The sequence below is a fragment of the Streptomyces sp. NBC_01723 genome, from assembly GCF_036246005.1.
In the GTDB taxonomy this organism is placed as follows: Bacteria; Actinomycetota; Actinomycetes; order Streptomycetales; family Streptomycetaceae; genus Streptomyces.
The window spans coordinates 7,989,518-8,002,741 of record NZ_CP109171.1 but is presented as its reverse complement, the minus strand read 5'-3'; the positions used below and the strand labels follow the sequence as shown (position 1 = coordinate 8,002,741).

Sequence of the window (13,224 nt, the reverse complement as noted above, 5' to 3'; positions counted from 1 at the left end):
GGTCGCTTCCGCCATGCCCAAGGACGCCAGGTCCCCGAAGAAGCTGCGCAGCAACCGCGCGGCGCTCACGCACAAGGTCGGGTACGCGCTGCGCCACCCCGAGCGGGTCGGCCCCTACGTCCGCCGGGCCGGGCGGGACGCGTGGCTGCGACTCAGGCACCCCGACCACGCCGGCTACTACCGGGCCGTGATGGCCTCCGACACCCGCCGCGACCCCGAGGCCGCGGTCGGCAGCCGGAGCCACGACCGCTGGCTGGCGCTCGGGCAGATGCAGTTCGACTACCTCGTCGAGCACGGACTCCGTCCGGAGCACCGCATGCTCGACATCGGCTGCGGCAACCTGCGCGGCGGCTGGCGCTTCATCGACCACCTCGACGCCGGCCACTACTACGGCATCGACATCTCGCCGGACATCCTGATCGCCGCCAAGAGGACGCTGACCGAGCGCGGACTCCAGGCCAAGCTGCCCCACCTGACCCTCACCGGGGACCTCACGCTGGAGTTCCTGCCCGACGGCCACTTCGACGTCGTCCACGCGCACAGCGTCTTCTCGCACTCCCCGCCGGGCGTCATCGACGAGTGCCTGCGCAACGTGGGCCGCGTCCTGACCGACACCGGGTTCTTCGACTTCACCTTCGACCGCACGGAGGGCACCGAACACCAGGTGCTGCGCGAGGACTTCTACTACCGCACGGACACCCTGCTCACGCTGGCCGCCCAGCACAACCTGCACGCGCGGTTCATGGAGGACTGGGAGAAGCGCCCGCACGGCCAGTCGAAGATCAGGGTGAGCCGCTCACCGCTGCCGTTCTAGGGCCCGCCGCGTCGCCGCCGGAGCCGGACACCGTGGGTCCGGCTCCGGCGCCCGCGCGTACCTCCTCCTGTGTGATCACTCCGCAAGCCCTGTCCGTTTCAGGTGTTTTGTCTGCTTAGCATGCGGGGTCCGCCACGCCCCGTACGAGAGGACACCAGATGGCGCCCACGGGCCGTCACAGCGCACTGGCCGAGCACGCGTTCTCGCCGCACGACGCGGTGCTGCGTGCCGCCGCCCGGCACCTCGGCCGCAGGCGCTTCCTCACCGTGACCGCGGCCACCGCGGCACTCGCCTTCGCCACCAACCGGCCGGCCCGCGGCGCGGTCGCCGCCCGCGAGCGCGAGGCCGCGCGGATCACCAAGGACCCCTTCACCCTCGGCGTCGCCTCAGGAGACCCGATGCCGGACTCGGTGCTGCTGTGGACCCGGCTGGCGCCCGAGCCGTTCCTGGAGGACGGCGGGATGGGCACCGAACGGGTCACGGTCGAGTGGGAGGTGGCCTTCGACGAGTACTTCGCGGCGGTCATGCTGCGCGGCACCGCCGAGGCGCACGCCGAGTACGCCCACAGCGTGCACGTCGACGTCAAGGGTCTGACCCCCGGCACGGTCTACTACTACCGCTTCCGCGCCGGCGCCTGGCTCAGCCCGGCCGGCCGCACCCGCACCGCACCGCCGGCGAGCAGCGCCACGTCGGGTCTGAGGATCGCGACCGTCGCCTGTCAGGCGTACCAGGACGGCTACTACACGGTGCACCGGCACGTCGCACAGGACGACGTCGACGTGGTCTTCCACCTCGGCGACTACCTGTACGAGTACGCGGTGAACTCGGCGGGCGGCGAGCGCAACTACACCGACGTCACGCTGCCCGACGTGTTCAACCGCGAGACGATGACCCTCGCGGACTACCGGATGCGGTACGCGCTCTACAAGAGCGACGAGGACCTCCAGGCCGCGCACGCCGCGCACCCGTTCGTCGTGACCTGGGACGACCACGAGACCGAGAACAACTACGCCGGGGGAATTCCCGAGAACGAGGTCCCGCCGGAGGAGTTCCTGCTGCGGCGGGCCGCCGCCTACCGCGCGTACTGGGAGAACCAGCCGCTGCGCGCCGAGCAGCTGCCGCAGGGACCGGACGCCCGCCTGTACCGCCGGCTGCACTGGGGCACGCTCGCCCAGTTCGACTTCCTCGACACCCGCCAGTACCGCTCCGACCAGGCGTACGACGACCGGCCGCACGCCCCCGGGCCCGAGTCCGACGACCCGGCGCGCACCATGACGGGCGCCGCGCAGGAGCAGTGGCTGCTGGACGGCTGGCAGGGCTCGACCGCGCTGTGGAACGTGATGCCCCAGCAGGTCTGCTTCTCGCAGCGCAAGTTCGACGACACCGCCGACGCCGCGCTCTCGATGGACGCCTGGGACGGCTACCGCGCCTCGCGCGACCGGGTCGTCGCCGGGGCGAAGGCGGCCGGGATCGACAACTGGCTGATCCTCACCGGTGACGTGCACGTGGGCTACGCCCTGGACGTCAAGGAGGACTTCGACGACCCGGCGTCCGCCACCGTCGGCACCGAGATCACCTGCACCTCGGTGGCCAGCGGCCGGGACGGCGTGGAGCAGCCCGCCAACTGGGACCTGTACCTGCGGGCCAACCCGCACATGAAGTTCTACAACGGCAAGCGCGGCTACGTCCGGGTGGAACTGGACCGTCAGGCCGCCCACCTGGACTTCCGGACCGTGTCCGCGATCAGCACGCCCGGCGCCGCGATCACCACGGCCGCGTCCTTCGTCACGGAGGCGGGCGCACCGGGTCTGAAGCCCGCCTGAGCCCCCGGGCCGGCGGACGGGCGGGTGCCGCGCGTACTGCACTTGGCACCCACCGCGTCCCCCATCGCGCGAAAGACGGCCGGGGCCGGTGTCGCCGCCGGTCCTACCGGCAAGGCCTGTGACTTCGTCGCAGTCGCACCGTGACCCACGGTCGCGCACCGAACACCGCTGTCTCGCACAGCCCTCGAAGGAGGCACATCGCATGGTCGGCAGACACGCCGCGCGCAGCCGCCGCGCCGCCCTCACCGCGCTCGGCGCCCTGGTCCTGACCGCACTCCCCTCGGCCGCGTCGGCCGCGCCGCTCCCCGCTCCCGGCGCGCAGCCCACCGCCGTCCGGACGCCCGCCCCGGCGGCACCGTCGGCACGGATGCTGCGCGCGATGGAACGCGACCTCGGGCTGGCGCCCGGGCAGGCGGCGGCACGGCTGGCCAACGAGCAGGAGGCGGGTACGCGCGCGGGCATGCTGCGCAACACGCTGGGCGACCGCTTCGCGGGGGCCTGGGTGAGCGGCGCGACCTCCGCCGAACTGACCGTCGCCACCACGGACGCGGCGGACACCTCCGCCATCGAGGCGGGCGGCGCCAAGGCGGCGGTCGTCGAGCGGGGCCTGGCCGAACTCCGCTCGGTCAAGGAGAAGCTGGACGCGTCCGCCGTCCGGATGCGGACCCGGCAGACGCCGGTCTGGTACGTCGACGTGAAGACCAACCGGGTCGTGGTCCAGGCCACCAGCCGGTCCGCGGCGGACACCTTCGTCGAGTCCGCCGGTCTGGCGGGCCAGGACGTGGGCGTCCGGATCTCGACGAACCAGCCACGGCTGTTGACGGACCTGGTCGGCGGCGACGCCTACTACATCAACGACCAGGCCCGCTGCTCCATCGGGTTCGGCGTCACCAAGGACGACCAGCAGGGCTTCGCCACGGCCGGGCACTGCGGCGACCCGGGCGCCACCACCACCGGGTTCAACGAGGCCGCCCAGGGCACCTTCCAGGCCTCGACCTTCCCCGGCAAGGACATGGCCTGGGTGGGCGTCAACTCGGACTGGACGGCGACGCCGGACGTGAAGGGCGAGGACGGCGCGAAGGTGCAGATCGCCGGCTCGGTGGAGGCGCTCGTGGGTGCCTCGGTGTGCCGCTCGGGCTCCACCACGGGGTGGCACTGCGGCACCATCCAGCAGCACGACACGAGTGTCACGTACCCGGAGGGCACCGTGAACGGGCTCACCGAGACGACGGTGTGCGCCGAACCCGGCGACTCGGGCGGCCCCTACGTCTCGGGCACCCAGGGCCAGGGCACCACGTCCGGCGGCTCCGGTGACTGCACCAACGGCGGGACCACCTTCTACCAGCCGATCAACGCGCTGCTGAGCGACTTCGGCCTCACCCTGAAGACCACCTCGGCCGCGGCCGGGACCCCCGCGCCGCCGCAGGACAACGCGGCGGCGGACGCGTGGGCCGCGGGCCGCGTGTACGAGGCGGGCGCCACGGTCTCCTACTCGGGCGCGCGCTACCGGTGCCTGCAGGGCCACCAGGCGCAGGGCGTGGGTTCGCCGGAGAGCACCCCGGCCCTGTGGCAGCGGGTCTGACGAACCGGCGGCCGCCGCGAGGCGGTCCTGGGCGCGGGGCCGCCGCTGAACGCGGCCCCGCGCCTACCGCTGCGTCTGCTCCGTCTGCTCTGTCTGCTCTGTCTGCGCGAGGAAGGCGTAGGCGCCCGCGATGAAGGGGTCAGCGGCGCGGAAGCGTCTGCCGCACACCGCCGCCAGGGCCGTGCCCGTGTCGGGGCGGAAGCCCAGGAACGCCTGCTGACCCAGGGTGGCCCCGCTGTGGAAGTACATCGGCCCGCCGTCGGTGGGGTGCCGGAACCACGCCACCGTGTGCACGTGCCGGTGCCCCAGGCCCCGCCGCAGCACGGGTACGCGCACGGCGCCCAGCGCTCCGGCGGCCGGTGAGCCGGCCGGGTCGAGGTGGGCCTCGAGGAAGGTGAGCAGGTCGTGCGGGGTGGACCGGACGGCCCCGGCCGCCTGGAAGCCGCCCGCGTCGAACGGCGGAACGAGGGTGCGGCCGTCCTTGCCGTGCCCCACGGCGTCGGTGCCGGGGCCCTCGGCGCGCAGGGCGGTGCCGCCGAGGCCGAGCGGTTCGAGGACCTGACGGGTGAGCAGGTCCTCCCAGGGCGTCCCCAGAACCGCGGCGACCGCGTGTCCGAGCACGGAGACGCCGTAGTTGGAGTAGTGCCAGCGGGTTCCGGGACGGTGCCTGGGCCGGTGGTGCAGGAAGGTGTCCGTCAGCCGCTCCGCCGGGTAGCGCGCGTAAGGATTGGTGCGCCAGGCGGGCAGGCCGGAGCGCAGGAAGCCTGCCGGGAGGGCGGGCAGTCCCGCCGTGTGGGTGAGGAGGTGGGCCAGCGTCACGGGGTGCGGGCCGGCCGGGCGGCCCGGGTCCAGGCAGGTGACGGCCGCCTCGCCGCCGGTGAGCGCGCCGCGCCGCACGAGCCGGGTCAGCAGCAGTCCGGTGAACGTCTTGGAGGCCGACCCGATCTCGTAGCGCAGGTCCTCGCGGGGGGCGTCGGGGGGCGGTGCGGTGCCGCCGCCGACCAGGGTGCGCCGGCCGTGCCGGGAGACGGCGAAGACGACGTCGGGGGCGTCGCAGGCGGCGACGGCCTCGGCCAGCCGCTCGCGCAGGGCGGCGTCGGCGGCGGGTGCGGGCGGCGCCTGCGGGCCCGCCGGGAAGTCGCCCGCGTCGTCGGGGTCGCCCGGCCAGGGCGTGGGACGGCCCGTCACGACGCCGTGTGCGCCAGCTCGCTGAGCGCGCGAGAGGTGGCGAGCAGGGAGGCGAAGGCGGCGACCAGGGTCGGGTGGTAGACCAGGTCGAACAGCGATTCGGGGTCGCCCTCGGGCATGGTGCGTACGGCGGGCATGGCGCCGTCGGGCTGCTGCGCGGCGGCGAAGCCCCGCCAGGCTGCCTCGTCGAGGGTGGGACGGGGCAGGCAGGCGTCGACCACGAGCAGTTCGCCGAGCAGGTCCCAGCGTTCGAGGTCCAGCCAGTCGTCGATCCACACCGGCAGCCAGGTGGCGAGGTACTCGGCGACGGAGGGCGGCAGCCCGCCGGGGTTCTCGCCCCAGTCGGTCAGGTGGAAGACGGTGTGCGTGATGTCGTACGCGGTGTGGCCCTCGACCGTCCAGGGCTCGGGGGTCCCGGCCAGCCAGGTGGTGGCGACCAGGTCGGCCTCGGGCGGCCGGGCGGCCAGGCCGAAGCGGCGCTGGAACGCGGACAGGCCCAGGCGCCGGGTCGGCGTCACCGGGAACCGCGCCCAGCTGTCCAGCCGGTGGTTGAGGACCGTGGCCTCCTCCACCTCGGGCTGGCTGTAGCCCAGCTCCTTGAACGGCAGGTACACCTCGAAGGGGACGGGCGAGAAGGGCTCGATCCGCTGGCCGCGCACCAGCATCCGGCCGCCGTCCAGGGTCTCGCGCCAGGTGTGGTCGAGCAGTTGGCGCGCGAGCTGGGCCTGCCGGGAGCCGGCGACGCCCTCGCGGAAGAGCACCTTGCAGATCAGGGCGAGTTCACCGATCGGCTTGAACCGCTCCAGGAAGCCGGTCTCGGGGTCCACGTCCTGCTCCAGGCGGAAGCCGTCGCGGTGGGCCCAGAGCCACTCCAGCGCGCCGGCGCCGACGCCGTGGATCAGGCGGGTGTCCGTCATCCCGGCACTCCTTGTCCGGCGTGGTCCGTGTCCCGCAGCCGTGCGGTGGTGAGGGCGGCCGCGAACACGGCCATCAGGGTGGAGTGGTAACAGTCCGTGAAGTCATAGGGGTCGCTTCCCGCGTGCTCCCCGGCGGCGTCCTGCAGGGCGCCCTCCTCGGGGATCGCGCCGGACGTGTCCTGGGCGGCCGCGACGCGCGGCCAGGCGTCCTCCAGGACGGCCGGCTCCGGCGGGTGCGGCAGGCTGGCGGCGACCGCCAGCAGTTCGCAGCTCAGGTCCCACATCCGGGCCTCCAGGCAGGTGTCGAGCCAGGGCGGCAGCCAGTGCGCCAGGTAGTCCGCGAGATCGGACGGCACGCCCTGGGCGCTGCGCCCCCAGTCGGTGAGGTGGAAGACGACGTGGGTGAGCGCGTAGCCGGCCGCGCGTTCGAAGGTCCACGGCTCGGGCAGGCCGCCCAGCCAGGTCCGGCCCAGCGCCTGCGGGAGCCGCCCGTGCGGGTGGATGCCGCTGTGCCGCTCGGCCTCCAGTACGCCGAGCCGCCGGGTGGGGTACTGCTCGGTCAGCCGCCAGCCGCGGGTTCGGGCCACCACCGCGGCGGACGCCTCGTAGCCCGGGTGGCGGAATCCGGCCGAGGCGAAGGCGGCGTACACCTCCAACGGGTAGGTGGCGAACGGCTCCAGCGACTGCATCAGCGGGAACAGCTCGCCCCGGTGGGTCTGCTGCCAGGCGAAGTCCAGCAGGTCGGACACCCGGCCGTGCAGCGGGTCCGGTGGTGGGGTGCACAGGGACACGGAGGCGCAGACCCGGGTCAGTTCGCCCAGCGGTTTCCAGGTCCGGTTGACCTGGCCCTCCGCCGCGAGCGCGTCCTCGCCGAGCGCGAAGCGGTCGCGGTGGTCCCACACCCAGTCCAGGGCCGCCTCCTCGACGCCCCGGACGCTCACAGGAGGACTCCGGCGGGCATCAGCCGCGCCGCCTCCAGTTGGAGCGCCACCCTGGGATCCGAGCCGCCCATCAGGCGTACGAAGTCGAGTCCCGCTTCGAGGCCCAGGCTCTCCGGCACCCCGTCCAGGAGGGTGAGCCAGCGTCCGGCTCCGGCCGCCTGCCGCCAGTCCCGGCGGCGTACCGCCCGGACGAAACCGCGGGCGACGTCCACCGGGCGGCGCCGGGCCAGGCGGGTCACCGCGCACTCCTCGCCGGGCAGCGCGAGCGGCGCGAGGACCGCGAGCTGATGGGTCAGCACCTGCCAGCCGGCCTCGTCGAGCCAGCCGGTGCCGGGTTCCGCACCCGGCTCGCCGGCGGTCGGACCGGGCGGCGGCTGGTCGAGCCGGCGCAGGGCACGGGCCATGGCCCAGTGGCTCCACACGACGGTGGGCGCCGCGTCGGGACGCGGCGGATGGGCCGTGACGGCCTCCTTGAACACCGCGAGTTGCCCGGGGTCGGGCGGAACGCGCAGGAGGACGGCGGGCAACAGCGTGTCGGCGCCCAGAACGCGTACCGCGGCACGCGCGACGCCCTCACCGGCGCCGCCGGTCGTCAGGGTGCTGCCCGCTCGCACGTGGTCTCCGCTCCGAAGAGCGGAGACCACGTCGGAAGCGAGGTCCAGCACCGCGCCCTGCAGGAGGGCCGATGTGCTCGACTGCTCCATTTCACTGCTCCCGTCGGTCCGTCAACCCTTCTTCGGGCGCGGGGCCGGCGGCGAAAGCAGCAGACTGCCGCCTCCCGACTGGAGGGCGAGCGCGGCGCACTCGCGACTGTCACGGAAGACTCCGTCAGCCTCGGCGGGGTCCAGTACCGCGTCGATCTCGATGTTCTCGGTGCGGGTGACTTCCTCGAGCACCTTGTCCTTGGAAGGCATTTCACCATCTCCCTCTGGTAGCCAAATGGCCTTCACACCCAAGGGTGTCCGGTGAGTCCCAAAACATTCCTCTCTTCTCAAAATTCCCAGAAGATAACTTATTCAACAAATGCGACATACGAGGCGCCGCGGGGTGCTCACGCCCGTTGCAGGCGCCACACGTTGTCCTCGCGGAAGCCCTCGGCACCCTCCGGCGAGACGCTCGGACGGCGGACGGTCTCCGCCGTCTCGACGGTCCACTCGCCGTCCGGCAGGGCGAGTTCGGCGAGGACCCCGTCCAGGGTGGGGAAGACCGCGTCGAAGGGCGGCTCCGTCTGCCAGGAGGGCCAGCCGCCGTGCATCACGACCAGCAGCGTGCCGCCGCGCGCCACGGCCCGCGCCGCGGCGTCCAGTACCGCCCGCTGGTCGAAGGCGACCGGGGACTGCAGGTACTGCGCGTTGACCAGGTCGAACGCGCCCTCAGGGAAGGAGAGTCCCAGCTCGTGACGTTCCCAGGCGACCCGGTCGCCCACCCCGGCCTCGGCCGCGTGCCCGGCGGCGCGTTCGAGGGCGGTGCCGGAGATGTCCACGCCGGTGACCCGCCAGCCGCGGGCGGCCAGCCACACGGCGTCCGCACCTTCACCGCAGCCGAGGTCCAGCGCGGTCCCGGGCGTGAGGCCGCTCGCCTCGCGGACCAGCAGGCCGTTGGGGCGGCCGCTCCAGACCCGGTCGGTGTCGCGGTAGCGGGCCTCCCAGAACTCCGCGGCGGGGGCGGGGAGGGGCAGGTCGGTCATGGTGCCTCCTGGGCGGCGGTCGGACGCGTCTGCGACACGGGACGCACGCCGTGTGCACACGCCCGTACGCAGGCTGCACCGGCCGCCCCGGCGACGCCAAAGGCGTTTGCCGGACCGGCAAATCCCGGCCCTCGCGTGTCAGCGGGCGAGCGCGTCCGCCTCGGCGTCTCCCGGCTCGGTACGCAGCCACACGGTCCGCCGCGGGAAGGGCGTCTCGATGCCCGCGTCGTCCAGCGCGTCCTTGACCCGGCGGCGCAGTTCGCGGGTGACGCCCCACTGCTGGAGCGGCACGGTCTTGACCGCGAGGCGCACCAGCACGCCCTCGGCGTCAAGGGACTGCACGCCCCACACGGCGGGGTCCTCCAGCAGGACGTCCGCGAATTCCGGTTCGTCGCGCAGCGCGCGGCCGGTCTCCTCCAGCACGCGGTAGACCGTGTCGAGGTTCGCGTCGTGGGCGACGGCGACGTCCAGGACGGCCCGCGCCCACTCCTGGCTGTCGTTGCGAACCCGCAGGATCTCGCCGTTGCGGATGTGCCACAGGCCGCCGTTGAGGTCGCGCACGTGGGTCAGCCGCAGGCCGACGTGCTCCACCTCGCCGATGGCCTCCCCGAGGTCGACGGAGTCGCCGACGCCGTACTGGTCCTCGACCATGATGAGCAGGCCGGACAGGTAGTCGGCGACGAGGCTCTGCGCGCCGAAACCGATCGCCAGGCCGACCACTCCGGCGCTGGCGAGCAGCGGACCGAGCGCGATGCCGACCTGGTCGAGCACCATGGCCACGCCGACCATGAACAGCACGATGGTCACGACGCTGCTGAGCACCGAGCCGATGGTGCGGGCCCGCTGTTCGCGGCGTTGCCGCGCCCGGGACCGGTCGCGGTGCAGGACGGCGGCACCGCGGCCGGACCTGCGTGGCCTGCTCCGCTCGGCCTCGCCCGCCGGTGGTTCCAGGACCCGCTGGACGACCCGGGTGATGGCCCGCTTGGCCACCGCGCGCAGCACCAGCAGGACCACGACGATGAGCGCGATGCGCAGGGGTATCCCGATGAGCGCCTCGGTGTGGTCGCCGAACCAGTCCGACCAGGAGGCCGCCAACTGCGTGTCCGTGCCCTGGCCGGTGGGTGGGAAGGTGTGCGACATCGGCTCGACTGCTCCGTTCTTCGGGGGTGACGTGTCCGCCGTCGGGGCCGCCTACCCGTCCGAGGACCGAACATGACGGCCGGTGAGTCGCGACACACCCACCCTCCTTTCCGCCACTTGCCCCGTATGTCCGACAGTTGCGTCATCTTCACTCGGTACCGGCCCATCACCGGCGTCCGCCGGGTCACCCGAGGGGAGTCGTCCACAGCGGAGGGGGACCCGCGCCGTGGTTTACGTTGCCGTCCTGCTGTTGCCCGGAGTCGGGCTGCTGCTGTTCACCATGACGTATCTGGAGGACCGGCTCTTCGCCGAGCCGGTCCCGGCCCGGCACGCCCGGCGCCGCCATCTGAGACTCCTGCTGGGCGGCCGCGGCCAGGACGCCCCGGCCCGCCTCCCCGGACCGGCCGCGCCGCGCTCCGCGGAACGGGACGCCGCCGCCTGATCCCGGTGCGCGCACCCCGCCGAGCGGTATCGCGGCGCCTCGGGCGATGCTGTTCCCGACGGGACACACGCGGCTCGGACGAGGAGATCGGATGGACACCGGGGAACGGCACGACGCGGACGAGGAGTTCGTCGGGTTCTGGCGGGAGCGCCGGGTGTGCTTCCTGTCGACGCCGCGCGCTGACGGGAGCCCGCACCTGGTCCCGGTCGGAGTGACGTACGACCACACCACGCGCACGGCCCGGGTCATCACCGGCCGGGGCACCGCCAAGGCCCGCAACGTGCTGCGGGCGGGGTCCGCCGTCGTCGCCGTGGGGCAGGTGGACGGCAGACGCTGGTCCACGCTGGAGGGCGTCGCGACCGTGCGGGAGGACGCCGGGTCGGTCCGCGACGCGGAGGTCCGGTACGCGGCCCGCTACCGGCAGCCCCGGGAGAACCCGGAGCGGGTCGTCATCGAGATCGAGGTGCGGCGCTTCCTCGGCACGGTGCGGCCCGTCGCGGGGGCTCCCGGCGCGTGACGTCCCGCCCGGGTCACTCCGTCCCGGGCGGTGTGCGGTGGCCGAGCCGGCTCGGCCACCAGGCGACGCGGCCGATGTCGCGGGCGAGCGCGGGCACCAGCAGGGAGCGCACCACGAGGGTGTCCAGCAGTACGCCGAAGGCCACGATGAAGGCGATCTGCACCAGGAAGGCCAGCGGGATCACCCCGAGCGCGGCGAAGGTGGCGGCGAGGACGACACCGGCCGAGGTGATCACGCCGCCGGTGGCGGTCAGGCCCCGCAGGATGCCCTCCCGTACCCCGTGCCGCAGCGACTCCTGGCGCACCCGGGACATCAGGAAGATGTTGTAGTCCACGCCCAGGGCGACCAGGAACACGAATCCGTACAGCGGGACGGAGGCGTCCGTGCCGCTGAAACCGAACACGTGGGTGAAGACGAGGGCCGAGATGCCCAGGGTGGCCAGGAAGTTCAGCGCCACCGTGGCCACCAGCAGTACCGGCATCAGCAGGGAGCGCAGCAGGGCGATCAGGATGACCAGGATGATGGCGAGGACCACGGGCACGATGAGCGTGCGGTCGTGTTCGGCGGTGCGCTGGGTGTCGTACTGCTGGGCGGTGTAGCCGCCGACCAGGGCGTCCGCGCCGGGCACCTCGTGGACGGCGGACCTGAGCCGGGCCACCGCGCTCTTGGCGGCGTCGCTGTCGGCCGGCGCCTGGAGCGTCGCGTCGATCCGCACCTGGCCGTCGACGACCCTCGGCTCCCCGCCCCCGGGGCGGCCGGAGGCGGTGACCGGGGCGGCGGAGGCGACGCCGCGGGTGTCGCGGGCGGCCGTGAGGACCGGATCAAGACGGTCGGCGTCGGCGATGATCACGGCGGGGTTGCCCGAGCCGCCCGGGAAGTGCCGGGCCAGCGTCTGCTGGGCGGAGACCGAGGGCGCGTCGTTGACGAAGATCTCGTCCAGCGGGACGCCCCGGGAGGTCAGGGTCGGCGCGAAGGCGGCGCAGGCGATCAGCGCGGCCAGCGAGATCGCCCAGATGCGGCGCGGGGCCCGGTCCACCCGTTCGGCGACGCGGTGCCACAGGCGGTGCCCGGCCTCGGGGTCGCCGGTCCGTACCGGCTTGGCCGGCCAGTAGGCGGCGCGGCCGAGCAGCACCAGCACGGCGGGCAGGAAGGTGAGCGTGCTCAGCACCGCGCAGACGATGCCGATGGCGCCGACGGGTCCGAGCGCGCGGTTGTTGGTGAGGTCGCTGAGCAGCAGCGCCAGCAGGCCCAGGGCGACGGTCGCCGCGCTGGCGACGACGGCGCCCCAGGAGGCCCGCAGCGCGGCGAGGACGGCGCCGAACCGGTCGGGGTGCCGGGCGAGTTCCTCGCGGAAGCGGGCGGTGAGCAGCAGCGCGTAGTCGGTGGCGGCGCCGATGACCAGGATCGAGAGGATGCCCTGGACCTGCCCGTCCACGCGCACGATGCCGCGGTCGGCGAGGGCGTACACGATCGCGCAGGCCAGGCCGAGGGCGAAGACCGCGCCGAGGATGATGACCAGGGGCAGCAGGACGCTGCGGTAGACGAGCAGCAGGATCACCAGCACGGTGATCAGGGCGACGCCGAGCAGCAGTCCGTCGATGCCGGAGAAGGCGTCGGAGAGGTCGGCCTGGGAGGCGGCCGGTCCCGCGAGCTGCGCCTCGGTGCCGGGCACCTTCCCGACGGCTTCCTGGACGCGTTCCAGGGCGTCGGGCAGTGCCTCGCCGAGGTCGGGCCTCAGCTGGACGACGGCCTGGAGCGCCTCGCCGTCCTCGGAGGGCAGCGCCGGTGACGGGGACCCCACGACGCCGGGTTCGCCCTCGACGGAGGCGACCGACCGGGTGGCCGCCGCGCGGTGCTCGGTGACGGAGCCCCCGTCGTCCGCGGTCCACACGACGATCACCGGGAGCGTCTCGTCCTGCTGGAACGCCTTCTGGGCGTCGACGACCTTGGTGGACTCCGCGCTGCGCGGCAGGAAGGCGGCCTGGTCGTTGGTGGCGACCTCGCCGAGCTTCCCGGCGTACGGGCCGAGCGCTCCGCCGATGCCGAGCCAGGCCAGGAGCAGGACGACGGGGACGAGCCAGCGGGCGCGTCGGGTGGGGATGGACATCGGTCTTCAGGTCTCCTGGTCTCCGGCGGCGAGGAAAGTAACTCGATCATAAACAATCTCAATGAT

13 protein-coding genes are annotated in these 13,224 nt (G+C 73.5%); 5 read left to right on the top strand and 8 right to left on the bottom strand.

The annotated features are described in order from the left end of the window. Positions 1–13: 13 nt before the first annotated feature. From OIE75_RS37155 to OIE75_RS37145, 3 genes are all read left to right on the top strand, one after another. The gene (locus OIE75_RS37155) at positions 14–814 is read left to right on the top strand and encodes a class I SAM-dependent methyltransferase (RefSeq protein ID WP_329473546.1); all 801 of its coding nucleotides are present in this window, start codon (positions 14–16) and stop codon (positions 812–814) included. A gap of 158 nt (positions 815–972) precedes the next feature. Beyond that, on the top strand, positions 973–2,637 hold the full coding sequence (locus OIE75_RS37150) for an alkaline phosphatase D family protein (RefSeq protein ID WP_307016689.1): 1,665 nt from the start codon (positions 973–975) through the stop codon (positions 2,635–2,637). A gap of 202 nt (positions 2,638–2,839) precedes the next feature. Continuing rightward, entirely contained in the window at positions 2,840–4,219 is a 1,380-nt protein-coding gene (locus OIE75_RS37145) for an alpha-lytic protease prodomain-containing protein (RefSeq protein ID WP_307016688.1), read from the top strand. Positions 4,220–4,282: 63 nt separating this feature from the next. Here OIE75_RS37145 and OIE75_RS37140 read toward each other — a convergent pair whose 3' ends face one another. From OIE75_RS37140 to OIE75_RS37110, 7 genes are all read right to left on the bottom strand, one after another. Then, positions 4,283–5,407: a serine hydrolase domain-containing protein gene (locus OIE75_RS37140; protein WP_329473545.1), complete on the bottom strand. Its 1,125-nt coding sequence runs from the start codon at positions 5,405–5,407 to the stop codon at positions 4,283–4,285. Then, on the bottom strand, positions 5,404–6,324 hold the full coding sequence (locus tag OIE75_RS37135; RefSeq protein WP_307016686.1) for a DUF6895 family protein: 921 nt from the start codon (positions 6,322–6,324) through the stop codon (positions 5,404–5,406). The genes OIE75_RS37140 and OIE75_RS37135 overlap by 4 nt, the downstream gene beginning before the upstream one ends. Continuing rightward, positions 6,321–7,265, bottom strand: a complete 945-nt coding sequence (locus OIE75_RS37130; RefSeq protein ID WP_122615273.1) for a DUF6895 family protein — start codon at positions 7,263–7,265, stop codon at positions 6,321–6,323. Before OIE75_RS37130 ends, OIE75_RS37135 begins: the two co-directional genes overlap by 4 nt. Next, positions 7,262–7,969 carry a hypothetical protein gene (locus OIE75_RS37125; RefSeq protein WP_329473544.1) on the bottom strand — a complete coding sequence of 236 codons (708 nt, stop codon included), beginning with the start codon at positions 7,967–7,969 and terminating at the stop codon, positions 7,262–7,264. The genes OIE75_RS37130 and OIE75_RS37125 overlap by 4 nt, the downstream gene beginning before the upstream one ends. A 21-nt stretch (positions 7,970–7,990) precedes the next feature. Further along, the gene (locus OIE75_RS37120; RefSeq protein WP_122615275.1) at positions 7,991–8,179 is read right to left on the bottom strand and encodes a hypothetical protein; all 189 of its coding nucleotides are present in this window, start codon (positions 8,177–8,179) and stop codon (positions 7,991–7,993) included. 137 nt (positions 8,180–8,316) lie between these two features. Next, positions 8,317–8,952 (bottom strand): class I SAM-dependent methyltransferase, encoded by a 636-nt coding sequence (locus OIE75_RS37115; protein WP_307016683.1) that lies wholly within the window; start codon positions 8,950–8,952, stop codon positions 8,317–8,319. Positions 8,953–9,090: 138 nt separating this feature from the next. Continuing rightward, positions 9,091–10,092 (bottom strand): mechanosensitive ion channel family protein, encoded by a 1,002-nt coding sequence (locus tag OIE75_RS37110; RefSeq protein ID WP_307016682.1) that lies wholly within the window; start codon positions 10,090–10,092, stop codon positions 9,091–9,093. Positions 10,093–10,318: 226 nt separating this feature from the next. On the opposite strand from OIE75_RS37110, the gene OIE75_RS37105 reads away from it, so the two are divergent. After that, positions 10,319–10,534 (top strand): hypothetical protein, encoded by a 216-nt coding sequence (locus OIE75_RS37105; protein ID WP_307016681.1) that lies wholly within the window; start codon positions 10,319–10,321, stop codon positions 10,532–10,534. A gap of 91 nt (positions 10,535–10,625) precedes the next feature. Next, on the top strand, positions 10,626–11,051 hold the full coding sequence (locus OIE75_RS37100; RefSeq protein WP_125490592.1) for a PPOX class F420-dependent oxidoreductase: 426 nt from the start codon (positions 10,626–10,628) through the stop codon (positions 11,049–11,051). 13 nt (positions 11,052–11,064) lie between these two features. Here the strand turns inward: OIE75_RS37100 and OIE75_RS37095 are convergent, their stop codons facing one another. Next, complete coding sequence (locus OIE75_RS37095; RefSeq protein ID WP_329473543.1) at positions 11,065–13,158, bottom strand: MMPL family transporter; 2,094 nt, start codon at positions 13,156–13,158, stop codon at positions 11,065–11,067. Positions 13,159–13,224: the final 66 nt, after the last annotated feature.

Excerpts from the sequence above, each read along its gene's own strand:
- OIE75_RS37095 (WP_329473543.1), bottom strand. The coding sequence starts at position 13,158 with ATGTCCATCCCCACCCGACGCGCCCGCTGGCTCGTCCCCGTCGTCCTG.
- OIE75_RS37125 (WP_329473544.1), bottom strand. The coding sequence starts at position 7,969 with ATGGAGCAGTCGAGCACATCGGCCCTCCTGCAGGGCGCGGTGCTGGAC.
- OIE75_RS37115 (WP_307016683.1), bottom strand. The coding sequence starts at position 8,952 with ATGACCGACCTGCCCCTCCCCGCCCCCGCCGCGGAGTTCTGGGAGGCC.
- OIE75_RS37135 (WP_307016686.1), bottom strand. The coding sequence starts at position 6,324 with ATGACGGACACCCGCCTGATCCACGGCGTCGGCGCCGGCGCGCTGGAG.
- OIE75_RS37155 (WP_329473546.1), top strand. The coding sequence starts at position 14 with ATGCCCAAGGACGCCAGGTCCCCGAAGAAGCTGCGCAGCAACCGCGCG.
- OIE75_RS37110 (WP_307016682.1), bottom strand. The coding sequence starts at position 10,092 with ATGTCGCACACCTTCCCACCCACCGGCCAGGGCACGGACACGCAGTTG.
- OIE75_RS37120 (WP_122615275.1), bottom strand. The coding sequence starts at position 8,179 with ATGCCTTCCAAGGACAAGGTGCTCGAGGAAGTCACCCGCACCGAGAAC.
- OIE75_RS37100 (WP_125490592.1), top strand. The coding sequence starts at position 10,626 with ATGGACACCGGGGAACGGCACGACGCGGACGAGGAGTTCGTCGGGTTC.
- OIE75_RS37145 (WP_307016688.1), top strand. The coding sequence starts at position 2,840 with ATGGTCGGCAGACACGCCGCGCGCAGCCGCCGCGCCGCCCTCACCGCG.
- OIE75_RS37150 (WP_307016689.1), top strand. The coding sequence starts at position 973 with ATGGCGCCCACGGGCCGTCACAGCGCACTGGCCGAGCACGCGTTCTCG.